General features: G+C 72.7%; 14 protein-coding genes. 10 read left to right on the forward strand and 4 right to left on the reverse strand.

Annotation, left to right across the window (positions count from 1 at the left end):
- Positions 1-41 precede the first annotated feature (41 nt).
- Both EXE57_RS17840 and EXE57_RS17845 read right to left on the reverse strand, forming a co-directional pair.
- Positions 42-1,331, reverse strand: coding sequence for an MFS transporter (locus EXE57_RS17840; RefSeq protein ID WP_135079853.1), 1,290 nt, complete (start codon positions 1,329-1,331; stop codon positions 42-44).
- A complete protein-coding gene (locus tag EXE57_RS17845; RefSeq protein ID WP_135079855.1) occupies positions 1,328-1,909 on the reverse strand; it encodes a winged helix-turn-helix domain-containing protein in 582 nt (193 codons plus the stop codon). The genes EXE57_RS17840 and EXE57_RS17845 overlap by 4 nt, the downstream gene beginning before the upstream one ends.
- A gap of 93 nt (positions 1,910-2,002) precedes the next feature.
- Here EXE57_RS17845 and ndk point away from each other — a divergent pair, with 93 nt between their 5' ends.
- The 8 genes from ndk to rodA all read left to right on the forward strand — a co-directional run bounded on the left by ndk (position 2,003) and on the right by rodA (position 10,027).
- Positions 2,003-2,434 (forward strand): nucleoside-diphosphate kinase, encoded by a 432-nt coding sequence (ndk, locus tag EXE57_RS17850; protein ID WP_135079857.1) that lies wholly within the window; start codon positions 2,003-2,005, stop codon positions 2,432-2,434.
- A 111-nt stretch (positions 2,435-2,545) separates the two neighbouring features.
- The gene (locus EXE57_RS17855; protein WP_135079859.1) at positions 2,546-2,830 is read left to right on the forward strand and encodes a hypothetical protein; all 285 of its coding nucleotides are present in this window, start codon (positions 2,546-2,548) and stop codon (positions 2,828-2,830) included.
- The gene (locus EXE57_RS17860) at positions 2,827-4,044 is read left to right on the forward strand and encodes an alpha/beta hydrolase (protein ID WP_135079861.1); all 1,218 of its coding nucleotides are present in this window, start codon (positions 2,827-2,829) and stop codon (positions 4,042-4,044) included. Before EXE57_RS17855 ends, EXE57_RS17860 begins: the two co-directional genes overlap by 4 nt.
- 138 nt (positions 4,045-4,182) lie before the next feature.
- Complete coding sequence (locus EXE57_RS17865) at positions 4,183-5,211, forward strand: rod shape-determining protein (protein WP_167305967.1); 1,029 nt, start codon at positions 4,183-4,185, stop codon at positions 5,209-5,211.
- Entirely contained in the window at positions 5,211-6,146 is a 936-nt protein-coding gene (mreC, locus tag EXE57_RS17870; protein ID WP_135079863.1) for a rod shape-determining protein MreC, read from the forward strand. Before EXE57_RS17865 ends, mreC begins: the two co-directional genes overlap by 1 nt.
- The gene (gene mreD, locus EXE57_RS17875; protein WP_135079866.1) at positions 6,143-6,655 is read left to right on the forward strand and encodes a rod shape-determining protein MreD; all 513 of its coding nucleotides are present in this window, start codon (positions 6,143-6,145) and stop codon (positions 6,653-6,655) included. Before mreC ends, mreD begins: the two co-directional genes overlap by 4 nt.
- A 70-nt stretch (positions 6,656-6,725) precedes the next feature.
- Positions 6,726-8,843 (forward strand): penicillin-binding protein 2, encoded by a 2,118-nt coding sequence (mrdA, locus tag EXE57_RS20045; RefSeq protein ID WP_135079868.1) that lies wholly within the window; start codon positions 6,726-6,728, stop codon positions 8,841-8,843.
- Entirely contained in the window at positions 8,840-10,027 is a 1,188-nt protein-coding gene (gene rodA / locus EXE57_RS17885; protein ID WP_244246891.1) for a rod shape-determining protein RodA, read from the forward strand. Before mrdA ends, rodA begins: the two co-directional genes overlap by 4 nt.
- 161 nt (positions 10,028-10,188) lie before the next feature.
- On the opposite strand, the gene EXE57_RS17890 is transcribed toward rodA, so the two are convergent.
- Positions 10,189-11,298 (reverse strand): calcium:cation antiporter, encoded by a 1,110-nt coding sequence (locus EXE57_RS17890; protein ID WP_135079870.1) that lies wholly within the window; start codon positions 11,296-11,298, stop codon positions 10,189-10,191.
- Between the two features lie 43 nt (positions 11,299-11,341).
- Positions 11,342-13,315, reverse strand: coding sequence for a sensor histidine kinase (locus EXE57_RS17895; RefSeq protein ID WP_135079872.1), 1,974 nt, complete (start codon positions 13,313-13,315; stop codon positions 11,342-11,344).
- A 138-nt stretch (positions 13,316-13,453) separates the two neighbouring features.
- Here EXE57_RS17895 and EXE57_RS17900 point away from each other — a divergent pair, with 138 nt between their 5' ends.
- Complete coding sequence (locus EXE57_RS17900; RefSeq protein WP_135081117.1) at positions 13,454-15,409, forward strand: TIGR03960 family B12-binding radical SAM protein; 1,956 nt, start codon at positions 13,454-13,456, stop codon at positions 15,407-15,409.
- 31 nt (positions 15,410-15,440) lie between these two features.
- Entirely contained in the window at positions 15,441-16,628 is a 1,188-nt protein-coding gene (locus tag EXE57_RS17905; protein ID WP_135079874.1) for a winged helix DNA-binding domain-containing protein, read from the forward strand.
- Positions 16,629-16,684 lie beyond the last annotated feature (56 nt).

The raw sequence follows: 16,684 nt of genomic DNA on the forward strand, positions 1-16,684 counted from the left end.
CTAGTGGCGGCCGGTCCCTGCGTACACCCTTCGGTGGCGGGTCAGGTCCCCGGTGCCGGCGCGGGCTCGCCCGCCGGCGCTGGCCGGCGCTGCTCGGCACGCAGCGCCGGCAGGTAGAGGAAGGCCCCGAGGACGCTGAAGGCGCCTGCGGTGACCATCGCGACCTGGGTGCTGCTGGCCTCGGCGAGCAGGCCCAGCGGGGTCCCGAGGAGCGAGAACGTCGCGAAGAACACCATCGACCCCATGGACAGCACCGTCGCCCGGTTGGCGGCGCTCGCCTCACGGTGCAGCAGAGCCGCGTGCATCGGCTCGCCCGTGCCGTGCATGGAGTAGGTGAAGAGGTACGCCGCGATCAGTGCCACCGGCCCGGCTGCGACACCCATCACGACGGCGCCGAGCCCGTTGAGGACCCGGGCCGCGATTGCGGTCCTCGCGACACCGAACCGTCTGCTGCCCAGCCCCGCCAGCGCGGATCCTGCCGCAAAGACCCCCCAGCCCACCGCCGCGACCGGTCCCATCAAGGCGCCGGCCTGTTCCTCGCCACCGACCAGCTCGGCGAGGCGGATCGGCTGGAAGGTCTCGACCACCACGACTGCGGCGGTCCAGAAGACCTCCACCAGGACCACGCAGCGCAGCACGCGGTTGCCGCGCAGCAGCCCGAGGCCGTCCCGTACGACGGCCGGGGCCTCCCGCGCCGAGGCGGCCGCGCGTCGTAGACCGGAGGCATCGACGTGGGTGCGCGCCTCCTTCATCAGGACCACGACCGCGACCAGGTGAAGCACGTTCAGGGACGCCCAGCAGAGCATGGGCAGCAGCAGGGCCGAGGGGCCCGAGAGGGGATCCCAGGCGATGAGGCCGCCGGAGATCACCGCACCGATCGCCATCGAGACGCCAAGGGCAGTGCCCTGCGCCGCGAGCGTGCCATCGACGTCCGCACCCGGCTCGGTGGCGTGGACGCTGTCGACGTACCAGGCTTCGAGCGGGCCGGAGTCGAGCGCCCGGAAGACGCCCTGGAGGGCCGCGGCGACGACGAAGGACCAGAACGAGTCGGCCACGATCATCACCACACCGGCGATCACGTTGACCACCGCGGAGATGATGAGCATGGGTCGGCGGCCGAAGGCGTCGGCGAACCCGCTCGTGGGGAGCTCCAGGACGAAGATCACGATCCCCTGCAGGGAGAACGCCAGGAGGGCCTGGGAGATGGTGAGGCCGCGCTCGAGGACCCAGAGGGTGATCACACCCACCACGAGGCCGACAGGGAACCACCGTGTCAGGGTCAGCAGGAGGAACGTACGCCGGGCAGCGGCGGGGGAGAGGACCTCGCTCACGAGCCCTCCGGGGCGGGCGGCCGGTCGTCGATGGGCAGGACGTGGGTCCACACCTGCACCCAGCGCGCGTCGGGGTCACCGGCGCCGGCGTCGCGGTAGCTGCGTACGACCGCCTCGATCTCGTCCCACATCGCACGCGCCTGGGGCGCGGTGACGGTGACGCCGTCGTCGCCGGAGCCGAGCACGTCGCGCCAGGCGGCCGGCCACTGGTGCTGGAGGTCGGCCCAGCGGTCGACCCGCTCGGCCAGGGTGGACTGGTAGAAGCGCGTCAGCCAGGTGACCGACGCCTCGGCATCGGGATCGCCGGCGAACTCGCTGGGGGTCCACGCGTGACCGCGGGTCGATGCCTCCCAGATCCGTCGCTTGCCGGCACCGGTGCCGGTGTCGGTGACCAGGCCGACCGACTCCAGCTTGCGCAGGTGGTAGCTGGTGGCGCCGGTGTTGGTGTCGAGCCGGCCGGCGAGGTCGGTGGCGGTCGCAGCGCCGTGCAGGCGCAGCTCCAGCAGCAGCCGGGACCGAAGGGGGTGGGCGAGCGTGTGGAGCGCTGCGGTGTCGAGGTGGAGCAGCTCGTCGGGCATGGGTGCACACTATCTGTGCATAGATCTTGTGCACAAGAGTTTTGCACGACCTGGTCGTGAGCCCGCGTGCGCAGGATCGCTAGAGTCCGCGCCATGGCAGACCCCGCAGTCCAGCGCACCCTCGTCCTCATCAAGCCCGACGGCGTCCGCCGCGGCCTGACCGGCGAGGTGATCCGCCGGATCGAGGCCAAGGGCTACGGCCTGGTCCGGCTGGAGCTGCGGTCGGCGACGCCCGAGCTGCTGGCCGACCACTACGCCGAGCACCAGGGCAAGCCGTTCTACGAGCCCCTGGTCGAGTTCATGCTCTCGGGTCCGGTCGTGGCCATGGTGGTCGAGGGCCAGCGTTGCATCGAGGGCTTCCGCGCCCTCGCCGGCGCGACCGACCCCACCGCGGCGGCTCCCGGCACGATCCGGGGCGACCTCGGCCGCGACTGGGGGCTGGCCGTGCAGCAGAACCTCGTCCACGGGTCCGACTCGCCCGAGTCCGCCGCCCGCGAGATCGCGATCTGGTTCTCCGACCTCTGACCCCACCCTTGTCGCGGCCCTGGCGGGGCGGTGGCCGGTGCCTGTGGATCAGCCGTCGTGGGCGCGCGCGGCCGGCCGTGACGCGGCATCCTCCTCGGGAGAGGAGGGGCCGTGGAGCTGAGACCTGATGACCTCCGCGCCGAGGCGCACCGCTGGGACGCGTGCGCGGCCGAGCTCGGGGACGCCCTGGGGCTGCTGGCGGGCGCGCCGGTGGCGACGCTGGGGGGTGCGGCCCGCGAGGCGGACCAGCTGGTGCGGGCCGCCGAGGACGCGGTGTCCCGGCTGCGCGCGGAGGCGGAGCGGCTGGTCGACGGGTTGCTCGTGACCGCCCGGTCGGTGACCGACGTCGACGAGGCGGTCGCCGCGGCCGTCGCCCGTCTGGGGAGCGCGGGGTGAGCCCACCCGCCGCCGGGGTGCACGAGCTGGCCGACCGGCTGCGCGAGGTGGCCGAGGTGCTCGACCGCGCCGTCGGCGACGCCGGGCCGGGACCCGACTGGTGTGGCGCCGCCGCCGCCGCGTACGCCGTCGCGTCCGCCGCTCTCCGGAGGCGGGTGGCGGGCGTGGCGGCCGTGCTGGAGGAGCTTGCCGGCCGTCTCGTCGCCGACGCCTCGACAGTCCCCGTCGTGGCGGCGGCGCTCGTCCAGGACCTGCTGCACGCGCGGCTGCTGCTCGCGGTCGAGCGGGACCTGGCCGCACCCGGCGAGCCGGCGCGCGCCGACCACGCGGCAGCGCTCCGCGACGCGCTCGCGCGCATCGAGGCCACGGTCGACCCGGTCACCGGGCGCCCTGTCGAGGGACACCTGCTCGCCTACGAGCCGACCGCCTTCGGAGGCGACGGTGCGGTGACGGTGGCCGTCGGCGACCCGGCGACCGCCGACGACGTCGCGGTCGTGGTGCCGGGGCTCGGGGCCGACGCGTCCTCGGCACCCCGCGAGGTGGCACGCGCCCTCCGCCTCCACGAGGCTGCCCGGTTCCTCGACCCCCACGACGGCAACGCCACCGTCGCCTGGATCGGGTACGACGCCCCGGACGGCCCGGTCGAGGCGCTGACCGAGCGGCGGGCGGTCGCCGGGGGAGAGCGTCTCGCCGAGGACCTCGACGACCTGTTGACGGCACGCCCGGCCGGCCCGGCCCACCTGACCGTCCTCGGGCACAGCTACGGCTCGACCACCGCGGCGCTCGGCGCGTACGGCCCCGGCCTCGCCGCCGACGACCTGGTGCTCGTCGGCAGCCCCGGTGCGGGCGGTCCGGTGGACCGGGCAGCCGACACCGGCCTGGACCCCGACCGGGTCTGGGTCGCCCGCAACAGCCACGACCCGGTCGCGGCGCTCGGTGCCGCAGGTCCGCTCGGCCTCGGTGACGACCCCGCCACCGAGGAGTGGGGCGGTCGCAGGATCCGCGCGGAGTCGACGGAGCCGGCCGACGCGCGGGACGCCCACACCGCCTACTTCGACCACGACGGGGAGTCGCTCCACCACCTGGCGCTCGTGGTCGCCGGCCGTCACGGCGAGGTCGAGGGGGCCGAGCCCGTGCGCGGGTCCGGGCTGTGGGCCCACGACCCGGAGCTCGACCGGGACCCCGCCTCCCCACCCACCCGTCCGGTGCGATAAGAGACCACCGCCGCTCCTGCGTGTCCTCCCCGCCGGAGGCAGCCGCGAAACCTACCCTCGTCGCAGGGTGTCGTGGCCGACCACGGTGCGGCTCCTCCTTCCCCAGGTACGAACGAGCGAGCGCGAGGCATTCGGGCAATGGCGAACAGCTTCATCGGCCGCGACATGGCGGTGGATCTCGGCACGGCCAACACGCTGGTCTACGTCCGCGGCAAGGGCGTGCTCCTCGACGAGCCCAGCGTGGTGGCCCTCAACGACGCGACCGGCGAGATCCTCGCCGTCGGCCACGAGGCCAAGCGCATGATCGGCCGGACGCCGGACAACATCACCGCCATCCGCCCCCTCAAGGACGGCGTGATCGCCGACTTCGAGGCGACCGAGCAGATGCTGCGGTTCTTCATCCAGCAGGTGCACCGCCGCCGCTACTTCGCCAAGCCACGGATGGTGGTGTGCGTGCCGAGCGGCATCACGGCCGTCGAGCAGCGTGCCGTGAAGGAGGCCGGATACCAGGCCGGTGCCCGGCGCGTCTACATCGTCGAGGAGCCCATGGCCGCCGCGATCGGCGCCGGGCTGCCCGTCCACCAGGCGACCGGCAACATGGTCGTCGACGTGGGCGGCGGCACCACCGAGGTGGCGGTCATCAGCCTCGGCGGCATCGTCACGAGTCTCTCCATCCGCACCGCGGGCGACGACCTCGACGCCTCGATCGTCGCGTGGATGAAGAAGGAGTACTCCCTCATGCTCGGCGACCGCACGGCCGAGGAGGTCAAGATGACCCTCGGCTCGGCGTTCCCGCTGCCCGACGAGCCGGAGGCCGAGATCCGCGGTCGCGACATGGTCTCCGGACTCCCGCGCACGGTCGTGGTCTCCAGCTCCGAGATCCGGCAGGCCCTCGAGGAGCCGCTCCACGCGATCGTCGACGCCGTCCGCGCCACCCTCGACCAGACGCCGCCCGAGTTGGCCGGCGACATCATGGACCGTGGGATCGTGCTCACCGGCGGCGGCGCCCTGCTGCGCGGTCTCGACGAGCGGCTGCGCCACGAGACCGGCATGCCGGTCCACGTCGCCGACGACCCGCTGGTGAGCGTCGCGCTCGGGGCGGGCAAGTGCGTCGAGGAGTTCGAGGCCCTCCAGCAGGTGCTCGTCTCGGAGCCCCGGCGGTACTGATGGGCGACTTCCACCGCACCCGAGAGCGCCGGTGGCGCAGCATCGGTGACCTCGACCAGCGTCCGCGCCCCTCGCGGGCGCTCCTCGTGGCCCTCCTGCTCGCCAGCGCCTCGCTGATCACCCTCGACCACCAGGCAGGCTCCGACTCGCCCGTTGAGCCCGCACGCCGGGTGGTCGGCGAGGTCTTCGGTCCCGTCGAGTCGGGCGTCGCCGCGACCGTGCGGCCGATCGTGGGCGTGCCGGGCTGGTTCCGGTCCCGCGACGACCTGCGGGCCGAGCTGAGCGCCCTCGAGGCCGAGAACGCCGAGCTGCGCGCCGACGCCGCCAGCGACCCCTACGACCGCAACCGCCTCGAGGAGTACGACGGTCTCACCGCGGCTGCCGAGACCCTCGGCTTCGCCCTGGTGCCCGCGCGCGTCGTGGCGATGGGCCCTGCGCAGTCCTTCTCGCGGACCGTCACCATCGACGCGGGCTCGGACTCCGGGATCCACCCCGACCTCACGGTCGTCAACAACGACGGCCTCGTCGGCCGGGTGCTGCGGGTCACCCGCACCACCGCGACGGTGCTGCTGGTCATCGACTCCGGCTCCGTCGTCGGCGGCCGCGTCGGCACGTCGATGGAGATGGGATTCCTCGAGGGACGCGGTGCCATCGGCGACGCCGGTCTGCTCGACCTCGAGCTCGTCGACCAGGCCGAGGTGCCGGCCAAGCACGACGTCGTCGTCACGTGGGGGAGCGAGGGCGGGTCGCCGTACGTCTCCGGCGTGCCGGTCGGACGGGTCACGGCCGTCTACTCCAGCCTGCGCGAGACCTCGCAGCGCGCCGAGATCGAGCCCTTCGTCGACTTCGGTGCGCTCGACCTGGTCGGCGTCGTCGTCCCCTCCGGCACCGCCAGCGACCGGGCCGTGATCGAGGCGGACGGGAGCCTGCAGTGAGCCTGGTCCGCATCCTCACCGCCCTGGCCGCGGTGCTCGTCGCCCTCGTGCTGCAGGTGACCGTCTTCCCGTACGTCGCCTGGCACGGGATCGTCCCCAACCTCGTCCTGCTCGTGGTCGTGGCCGCTGCCCTGACCCGGGGTGCCCAGTTCGCGGCGGTGCTCGGCTTCGGCGCCGGCGTCGTCCTCGACCTGGCCCCGCCGGCCGACCACGTCGCCGGTCAGTGGGCGCTCGCGCTGGTCGTGGTCGGCTACGTCGCCGGCCGGATGCAGCAGGAGGTCCGCCCGTCGGCGACCGCCGTGGTTGCGACCGTCGCCGCCTCGTCGTTCATCGGCACCAGCGCGTTCGCGCTCGCCGGCATGCTGCTCGGCCAGGCCAGCTTCGACGTCACCGGGCTGCTCGGGGTGATCGTGGTCGCGGTGGTCTGGGACGTGCTGCTCACGCCGTTCGTGCTGCCGCCGCTGATGGGCATGTTCCGGCGGCTCCAGGACGAGCGGGTCGCTGCATGAACACCCCACGACGTTCTCCGACTCCTCCGCTGCGCTCCACCGCCGGACAACGCCGCGGGGACCCCGACTGATGGCCAGCGCCGACACCCGGAGCCGGCTGCGCCTGATCGTCATCCAGGCGCTCGTGTTCTCCCTCTTCGCGACCCTCTTCGTCCGCCTCTACTACCTCCAGGTGGTCTCCGGGGCCGACTACCGCACCCAGGCGGCGTCCCAGTCGGTCCGCGAGATCGTGGTGCAGCCGCAGCGCGGGCTGATCGTCGACGCGCAGGGCCGGCCGCTCGTGGCCAACCGGATGTCGTGGGTGATCTCGGTCGACCGGACCCTGCTCGGCAAGCTCCCCGAGCGCCAACAGCAGGCCCTGCTCGAGCGGATCGGGGCGGGCGTCGACCGCTCGCCGCAGCAGATCCGCAAGCAGCTCGCGACGTGCGGCGACCCCGGCAGCATCGCCGGCGTGTGCTGGAACGGCTCGCCCTACCAGGCGGTGCCGATCGCCCGCGACGTCCCCGAGCGGGTCGCGCTGCGGGTGCTCGAGCAGCCCGAGGACCACCCGGCCGTGATCGCCGAGCAGCAGACCGTCCGTGCCTACCCCCAGCCCTTCGGCATCAACCTCGCCCACGTGCTCGGCTACCTCAGCCCGATCACCGACGGCGAGTACGACCGGGCCGTGGCGACCGGCGACCGCTCGGTCAACGGCGCCTCCTCGGTCGGGCGCGCCGGCGTCGAGAAGCAGTACGACGACTGGCTGCGCGGCATGCCGGGCTACCGCCGCGTCGCCGTCGACTCGATGGGGCGCGTGCTCGGCGAGGAGAGCGAGGTGCCCGGCCAGCCGGGAGACACGCTCGTCACCTCGATCGACGCCAAGGTCCAGGGCGTGGTCGAGCAGCAGCTCGCCAGGACGATCGCGACCGCCCGGGCCACCCGCGACGAGGTGACCGGCCGCAACTACGTCGCCGACGCCGGCGCCGTCGTGGTGATGGAGGCCGACACCGGCCGTGTGGTGGCGATGGCCAGCCAGCCGACGTACGACCCGGAGGTGTGGGTCGGCGGGATCTCCAAGAAGCAGCTCGCCACCCTCTACTCCGAGGCCGCGGGCACGCCGCTGCTCGGGCGGGCCACGCAGGGCCAGTTCGCGCCCGGCTCGACCTGGAAGCCGTTCATGACGGCCGGAGCGCTGACCAACGGCTACACCACCGACACCCGGCTCGACTGCTCCTCGGGCTTCGCCGTCGGCAACAGGGTGTTCAAGAACTACGAGTCTGGCGCCTACGGCTCCATCGGCTTCGACAAGGCGCTCGAGGTCTCCTGCAACACCTTCTTCTACCGCGTCGGCTACAGCTTCTGGCAGCGCTTCGGCTCCGACGTCGACGACGTGAACGCCAAGGACCCGCTCGTCGAGGAGGCCAAGACCTTCGGCTTCGGCTCCGAGACCGGCATCGACCTCCCGGGCGAGGCCTCGGGACGGATCGCGGACCGCCGGTGGAAGCGGGCGTACTGGAAGCAGATGAAGGACTACTACTGCGGGATCGCCGCCAAGCCGCAGGACTCCAAGACCAGCGACTTCGTCTACACCTTCGCCGGTGAGTTCTGCGTGGAGGGCTTCGCCTACCGGGCCGGTGACGCCGTCAACTTCTCCATCGGCCAGGGCGACACGATCGTCACGCCGCTGCAGCTCGCCCGGGCCTACGGCGCCATCGCCAACGGCGGCACCCTCTGGGAGCCGCGGATCGCCAAGGCGATCGTCAGCCCCGACGGCACCGTCCTGAAGCGGTTCAAGCCGAAGGCCGCCGGCGACGTCGACCTGCCCGACAGCGTCATCAGCTACATCGACGAGGCGCTCACGGGCGTGAGCCTGCGCGGCACCATGAACTGGCGGCTGCTGGAGTTCCCGCTCGAGCAGGTCAAGATCCGCTCCAAGACCGGCTCGGCCGAGGTCTACGGCAAGCAGTCGACCTCGTGGGTGGCCTCCTACACCGACGACTACGTCGTGGTGATGATGGTCAGCCAGGGCGGCACCGGCTCCGGTACCTCCGGTCCCGCGGTCCGCGCGATCTACGAGGCCCTCTACGGCGTCGACGGCATGGAGGTCGACCCGGAGCAGGCGGCGATCCCCGGTGTGGTCGCCCCCGACAGCCTCCCGTCCTTCAAGCGCGACGGGTCGATCCTGCCGCCGACGGGAGGCGGCTCGTGACCTACCGCGCCCCGCGCTCCGCGTCCGTACGCCGCGTCCCCGGCCTCGACTGGCTCCTCATGGCCGCGGTCGCCGGGCTGCTCGTGATCGGCACGCTGCTGGTCTGGTCGGCCACCTCGGCCCGTGACGACCTGACGGCCGGCGACCCGACCGCCTACCTGCGCAAGCAGCTGGTCAACGTCGCCATCGGCCTGGTGCTGATGGTGATGGTGATGGCCACCGACCACCGGTGGGTCCGGATCCTGGCACCGCTCGCCTACCTCGCCTCGGTCGGCGGGCTGGTGCTGGTGCTCACCAACGGCGTGGTCATCAACGGCTCGCGCTCGTGGATCCAGCTGGGCGGGATGTCGGTCCAGCCCTCCGAGCTCGCCAAGCTCGCCGTCGTCATCGGCATGGCGCTGGTCGTCGCGGAGCGCAGCGAGGCCCGCCGCCGGCGTACGGTCGACTGGGTCGACGTCACCTTGATGCTGCTGATCGCAGGCCTCCCGGCGGCGCTGATCCTGCTGCAGCCCGACCTCGGGACGATGCTCGTCCTCACCGCCACCGTCTTCGGGGTCCTGGCTGCCTCGGGGGCCCCGCGGCGCTGGCTCGCGCTGCTCGCCGGTGGTGGTGTCTCGGTGGCCGTGCTGGCTGTGTGGGCCGGGCTGCTCGAGGACTACCAGGTCGACCGCTTCCTGGCCTTCACCGACCCCGAGCTCGACCCCCGCGGTGCCGGCTACAACACCGAGCAGGCCCGGATCGCGGTCGGCAACGGCGGCCTGTTCGGGGAGGGGCTCTTCAACGGCTCCCAGACCCGGTCCGGCTTCGTGCCCGAGCAGCACACCGACTTCATCTTCACCGTCGCCGGCGAGGAGCTCGGCCTGCTCGGCGCCGGCGTGCTGATCGCGCTGCTGGCCGTCGTGATCTGGCGGGCACTGGTGATCGCGTCCCGTACCGACGACGTCTTCGGCCGGATCGCCGCCTCGGGCATCGCCTGCTGGCTCGGCTTCCAGGCCTTCCAGAACATCGGGATGTGCCTGGGCATCATGCCGGTCACCGGCGTCCCGCTGCCGTTCGTGTCCTCGGGCGGCAGCTCGATGTTCGCGGTGCTGCTCGCGGTCGGGCTGCTCCAGAACATCCACCTGCGCTCGTCGGCCTCCCCGACGCGCCACCTCAGCCCCGGGCGGGTGCTCGTCCGCCGCTGAGCGTGCATTCACCGGTCTCTCGGCTGGTCCGCGCCCCATCCGGGCGCGCTGGGGGCGTTGTCGCACCTCGACGGGCCTCCGGCCCGCCTTCGGCACTCCGCCTTGCCATCACACCCGTCGGGGGACGCTCACGACGGCGACGACCGGTGAGTCCAGGCTGATCAGGGGGCGATCGTGAAGTAGATGAACGACGCCAGGATCGCGAGGTGGATGCCACCGGCGAGCGGCTTGGCGCGACCTGGCACCACGGTCAGGACGGCGACGATCACCGACAGCAGCAGCAGCACCATCTCGGTGGTGCCGAGTCCGAGCTCCAGTGGTCCGTCGAGCCAGATCGAGGCCACCGCGATCGTCGGGATCGTGAGGCCGATCGAGGCCATCGCCGAGCCGTACGCGAGGTTGAGGCTGATCTGGACGTGCTGCCGGGCCGCGGCGCGCACGGCGGCGATCGACTCCGGCAGCAGCACCAGCAGCGCGATCACGACGCCCACCACGGCGTGGGGGAAGCCGACAGCGGCGACCGCGCTCTCGATCGCGGGCGACTCGACCTTGGCCAACCCCACGACCGCGACCAGCGCCCCGAGCAGCAGCGCCAGGCTGGTCAGGGCCTGCGGACCCGACGGCGGGTCGGCGTGGCCGTCGTCGTCCTCGTCGGGCAACGAGCCGCCCGCCTCGACGGGGAGGAAGAAGTCGCGGTGCCGGACGGTCTGGGTGAAGACGAACATGCCGTAGAGCGCGAGCGAGGCGACGGCCGCGAAGGTGAGCTGGCCGGAGGTGAACTCCGGGCCGGACGCCGAGGTGGTGAAGGTCGGCACCACCAGGGTGAGCGTCGCCAGGGTCACGACCGTGGCGAGCGCGGACCCGGCGCCCTCCGGGTTGAAGACGGCGAACTGGTGGCGCAGCGCGCCGACGACCAGGGAGAGCCCGACGATGCCGTTGACCGAGATCATGACGGCTGCGAAGACGGTGTCGCGCGCCAGCCCGGCGGTCTCCTGCCCGGTGGCCGTGACCATCAGGGTGACGATCAGGGCGACCTCGATGATGGTCACGGCGACCGCCAGGACCAGCGAGCCGAAGGGTTCGCCGACCCGGTGCGCCACCACCTCCGCGTGGTGGACGGCGGCCAGCACCGCCCCGATCAGCAGCAGCGCGACCAGCGCGAGGACCAGGTCTCCGGGCTTGCGTCCCCACGTGGCGACCAGGCCCACGAGGGCCGCCAACGGGACCAGCAGGGTCCAGCTGAACCGGCCCCGGACGACGTCGCTGCTCATGCCTGAACCCTAGGGGGCGAGGCCATCCCGACGGCCGTCGCGCTCAGGCGGCGGGAAGCGTGAAGGAGACCGCCGTCCCTCCGTCAGGGTTGTTGCGGGCGGAGATGGTGCCCCCGTGGCGGTGCACGATCTTGCGGCACAACGAGAGCCCGAGACCGGTGCCGGTGTAGTCGGCGGCGTGGCCGGGGGCGCGGTGGAACTCCTGGAAGATCAGCTCCTCCTCGCCCTCGGGGAGTCCGATCCCGTGGTCGGAGACGGTCACCCGGACGAAGCCGGGCTCCTCGTCGGGCCCGGACCGCACCGCCACCTCGGGGCGGACGCCCTGGGGGGTGTACTTGACGGCGTTGCTGACGAGGTTGGCGATCAGCTGCCGGGTCAGGACAGGATCGGCGTGCACGACGTCGTCGGCGGCCACCTCGAAGACGGGGGCCAGGTCCGGTCCGCTCGAGGCGTACGGCGCCACCACCTCGGCCACCAAGGGCTTGAGGGGGACGTCGGCCACGGCGAGCAGCCCGTCGCGCTGGACCGTGTAGGCGAGCCAGTCCTCGATGACCTGGCGCATCCGCTCGCCGCTGAGCTGGGCGCGCGACACGAAGGTGCTCGCCGGGGACGGCCCGGCCTCCTCGAGCGCGTCGGCAGCCATCTCGAGCCATCCCGAGAGGCCGGCCAGCGGGCTGCGCAGGTCGTGGGCGACCACCCCGGCGAAGCTGGTGAGCTCGCCGAGGCGCTCGCGCTCGGCGGTGACGTCGGAGAACAGGACCAGGGTCCGGGCGTCCTGGCCGGGGAGGTCCCACGAGCCCACGCCCAGGACCCGCTCGCCCCCGTCGCCGCGGACCACGATCTGGCGAGCGGCGTGCTCGACGCCGCTGCCCGGGAGCGCCGCGTCGGTGAGCGGCTCGCGGTCGAGGTCGTGGAGGCCGAGGTAGGTGGACCAGTTCATCTCCTGGCCGACGGGGATCCGGCGGCCGAGGAGCTGCCGCGCGGCGGTGTTGTGCATGACGACCCGGCGGTGCTCGTCGACCACCACCAGGCCGTCGGACATGGTGTCGAAGACGGTGCCGAGCAGCGTCGCCTGCTCGTGGGCTGCCCGTGACTGCCGGTCCAGCTCGGCGGTGGCCTCGGCCCGCTGGTCCCGCAGGATCGCCAGCTGGAGCGTGACGAACGTCGACGCGGTCAGCAGCAGGTCGATCAGCACGGACCCGGGGATGAACCCGTCGTAGCCGAACTGGTTGATCGGGTGGAGCGTCGCCAGCGCCCCGCCGACGGCCACGCCCAGCGCGTACGTCGCGGCGCCCCGCGGGCTCAGCATGCTGCCCGCCGCGATCGCCGGCAGCAGCAGCGACCAGGTCAGGGGCAGGTTGGGGTTGAGGTAGGTGACCCACAGCCCGGCCGCGCCCAGCGGCACCAGCAGTGCCACGGCCCACCGCGGCGCGGTCGTGGCCCGGCGGACGCCGAAGAAGAGCAGCAGGAAGGTCGCGCCGCCGACGTAGGCGTAGACCATGCTGCGGATGGTCCACCACAGCTGCAGCTCATCGAGCGCGCCGATCGCGACGTGGGGGAAACCGCCCACGAGCGCGACCGCCGCGCTGGCGACCACGGCGGAGACCAGCAGCCCCACGTGGGCCACGGCGCTGCCGGGCGACCACTCGGGCGACGGGCCGAAGCGCGCGTAGACCACCGCCATCAGGATGCCGCCGGCGATGTTGGCCGTCGCCATCCACAGGGAGTCGGCCGGGCCCCAGCCGAACGCCAGGGCCGGGCCCACGAAGATCACCAGCTGGGCGGCGAGGTGGGGGAGGACGTCGCGGCCGGGGCGGCTGCGGCCGTCCCAGACGACCGTCGTCCAGATGAAGGAGGCGGCCAGGCTCGGCCACATCTCGGTGGGGGTGCCCGGCGGCGGGATCTCGGCGAGGGCCAGCACGGTTCCGAGCAGCGCGACGAGGGCGACGACCAGCACGCGACGCTGGCGTCCCCCGACACGCGCACGCTCGCGCATCGCACTGTGAGAGGTGCCCACGAATCTCCCCCTAGCGGTACATCACGAGGGTAGGGGCTGGCGGGGACACCCGTGGGCGGTTGTGGGGAATCGGTTCCCTCCCCGCGACCGACGTACGATGAGCCGGTTCCCCACCAGATTGTCGAGGTGAAGCCGCCCGTGTCGGTCGCATCGGTCTTCCCGCGTCTCGAACCGAGACTGCCGTCGGTCCAGAAGCCGATCCAGTACGTCGGCGGCGAACTCAACTCCACCGTCAAGGACTGGGACTCGGTCGACGTCCGCTGGGCGTTGATGTATCCCGACGCCTACGAGGTGGGGCTCCCCAACCAGGGCGTCCAGATCCTCTACGAAGTGCTCAACGAGCGCGACTGGATCATGGCCGAGCGGACCTACTCGGTGTGGCCCGACATGGAGCAGGTGATGCGCGCCGGGGACGCCGCCGGTCCGATCCCGCAGTTCACCGTCGACTCCCACCGCCCGGTCGGGGCCTTCGACCTCTTCGGGGTCTCGTTCTCGACCGAGCTCGGCTACACCAACCTGCTCACGGCGCTCGACCTCGCCGGCATCCCGCTCCACGCCCGCGACCGCGGTGACGACGACCCGCTCGTCATCGCCGGCGGCCACGCCGCCTTCAACCCCGAGCCGGTGGCCGACTTCATCGACGCCGCGGTGCTCGGCGACGGCGAGGAGGTCGTGCTCGCGATCTCCGACGTGACCCGTGAGTGGAAGCAGGAGGGCCGCCCCGGCGGTCGCGACGAGCTGCTGCGACGGCTGGCCGTGGGTGGCAGCGTCTACGTGCCGCGCTTCTACGACGTCGCCTACGCCGCCGACGGGTCGATCGAGGCCGTCGTGCCCAACCGGCCCGGCATCCCCTACCGCGTCCGCAAGCACACCCTCATGGACCTCGACGCGTGGCCCTACCCCGCCAAGCCCCTGGTGCCGCTGGCCGAGACGGTGCACGAGCGGTTCAGCGTCGAGATCTTCCGCGGCTGCACCCGCGGCTGCCGCTTCTGCCAGGCCGGCATGATCACCCGCCCCGTGCGGGAGCGTTCGATCAACACCATCGGCGCGATGGTCGAGAACGGCATCCGGCAGTCCGGCTTCGAGGAGGTCGGCCTGCTGTCGCTCTCGAGCGCCGACCACACCGAGATCGGCGACGTCGCCTCCGGGCTCGCCGACCGCTACGAGGGCACCAACGTCTCGCTGTCGCTGCCCTCGACCCGGGTTGACGCCTTCAACATCACCCTCGCCAACGAGTTCTCCCGCAACGGCCGTCGCTCGGGGCTGACCTTCGCCCCGGAGGGCGGCTCGGAGCGGATGCGGAAGGTGATCAACAAGGCGGTCACCGAGGAGGACCTGATCCGCACCGTGGCGACGGCGTACTCCCACGGCTGGCGGCAGGTGAAGCTCTACTTCATGGTCGGGCTGCCCACCGAGACCGACGACGACGTCCTCCAGGTCGCCGAGCTGGCCAAGAAGGTCATCGCCAAGGGCCGTGAGGTCTCGGGCCGCAATGACATCCGCTGCACCGTGTCGATCGGCGGCTTCGTGCCCAAGCCCCACACGCCGTTCCAGTGGGCCTCCCAGCTCGACCACGAGACGACCGACGAGCGGCTGCGCCAGCTCCGCGAGACGGTTCGCGAGGACAAGCGCTACGGCCGGGCGATCGGCTTCCGCTACCACGACGGCAAGCCCGGGATCGTGGAGGGGCTGCTGTCCCGGGGCGACCGTCGGGTGGGTCGGGTCATCGAGCAGGTCTGGCGCGACGGTGGCCGTTTCGACGGCTGGAGCGAGCACTTCTCCTACGACCGCTGGATGGAGTCCGCGGAGTCCGCCCTCGCCGGCACCGGCGTCGACGTCGACTGGTTCACCACCCGGGAGCGGGACTACGACGAGGTGCTTCCGTGGGACCACCTCGACTCGGGCCTCGACAAGGACTGGCTGTGGGCGGACTGGGAGGACTCCCTCGCCGCGGCCGACGACCCCGACGGCGTCCCCGACGTCGAGGACTGCCGCTGGACGCCCTGCTACGACTGCGGGGTGTGCCCGGAGATGGACACCGAGATCCAGATCGGCCCCACCGGCCAGAAGCTGCTGCCCCTCAGCGTCGTCTGAGAGCGTCACCGGGCTCGGGCAGGATGGCCCCGTGCGACACGTCCCCGACAGCGAGCGCCGGGCCAGGCTGGTCCGACGTCATGCGATCGCTCCCGACCACCGGGTCGGCGACGCGGTGGCCGCGACCCGCGCGATGGTCGTGCTCCACGCGACCGAGCCGCACTCCGTCCATCTCTCGGTCGCGGCCCGGGTCGACGGGGTCACGGTGGCCGACGTCGACACCGCGCTCTACGAGGACCGCTCGCTGGTCAAGCAGCTGGCGATGCGCCGCACCCTGTTCGTCTTCCCCCGCGACCTGCTCCCGGCGGCGTGGGGGAGCGCCTCGGCCCGGGTCGCGGAGACCGAGCGCAAGAAGATCGGTCGCGACGTCGTCGTCGGCGGGCTTGCCACCGACGGTGAGGCCTGGCTGGGGGAGCGGCGCACCGAGGTGCTCGCACTCCTCGAGAGCGAGGGCGCACTCGGCGCCCAGGCGATCCGCGAGCGGCTCCCCGCGCTCGACGCGAAGGTCTCCGCCTCGCCCGCGAGCGCGAAGTGGGGCACCCCGCTCCCCGTCGCCCCGCGGGTGCTGACCTGGCTCGGTGCGCGCGGCGAGATCGTCCGCGGGGTCAACGGTGGTCACTGGCGGATCTCCCGCCCGCGCTGGACCCCGATGGCCGCGTGGCTGGGCGAGGTCCCGGAGCCCACCACCGAGGCCGACGGCTACGCCGAGCTCGTGGGTCGCTGGCTGGCGCGGTTCGGTCCCGGCACCGAGACGGACCTGGCCTGGTGGCTCGGCGGCACCAAGGGCGCCGTACGCCGGGCGCTCGCCGACCTCGACGCCGTCGAGGTGTCGCTCGACGGCGGCGGCACCGGCTGGGTGCTGCCCGACGACGTCGACCCCGCCGACCCGGAGCCGGCCTCGGCGGCGCTGCTCCCGACCCTCGACCCCACGACGATGGGGTGGAAGGAGCGCGACTTCTACCTCCACCCCGACGACGTGCGCCACCTCGTCGACAGCGCCGGCAACGCCGGCACCACCGCCTGGTGGGACGGCCGGGTCGTCGGCTGCTGGGTGCAGGACGACGACGGGCGGGTGCAGGTGGTGCTCCGCTCCGACCCCGGCCGCACTGCGCGTGCCGCCCTCGACCGGGAGGCCGCGCGCCTCACGGCCTGGCTCGACGGCCAGGTGATCGGCAACATCTACAAGTCCCAGCTGATGAAGGGTGCGGTGCTGCCCTGACCGATGGTTCAGGTTTGTGCGGTGCACGAACCTGACGCGGTGCGAGGCGGGCCAGC

The sequence above is a fragment of the Nocardioides euryhalodurans genome (genome assembly GCF_004564375.1).
GTDB lineage: Bacteria > Actinomycetota > Actinomycetes > Propionibacteriales > Nocardioidaceae > Nocardioides > Nocardioides euryhalodurans.

Excerpts from the sequence above, each read along its gene's own strand:
- EXE57_RS17845 (WP_135079855.1), bottom strand. The coding sequence starts at position 1,909 with ATGCCCGACGAGCTGCTCCACCTCGACACCGCAGCGCTCCACACGCTC.
- ndk (WP_135079857.1), top strand. The coding sequence starts at position 2,003 with ATGGCAGACCCCGCAGTCCAGCGCACCCTCGTCCTCATCAAGCCCGAC.
- EXE57_RS17865 (WP_167305967.1), top strand. The coding sequence starts at position 4,183 with ATGGCGAACAGCTTCATCGGCCGCGACATGGCGGTGGATCTCGGCACG.
- mreC (WP_135079863.1), top strand. The coding sequence starts at position 5,211 with ATGGGCGACTTCCACCGCACCCGAGAGCGCCGGTGGCGCAGCATCGGT.
- mrdA (WP_135079868.1), top strand. The coding sequence starts at position 6,726 with ATGGCCAGCGCCGACACCCGGAGCCGGCTGCGCCTGATCGTCATCCAG.
- EXE57_RS17890 (WP_135079870.1), bottom strand. The coding sequence starts at position 11,298 with ATGAGCAGCGACGTCGTCCGGGGCCGGTTCAGCTGGACCCTGCTGGTC.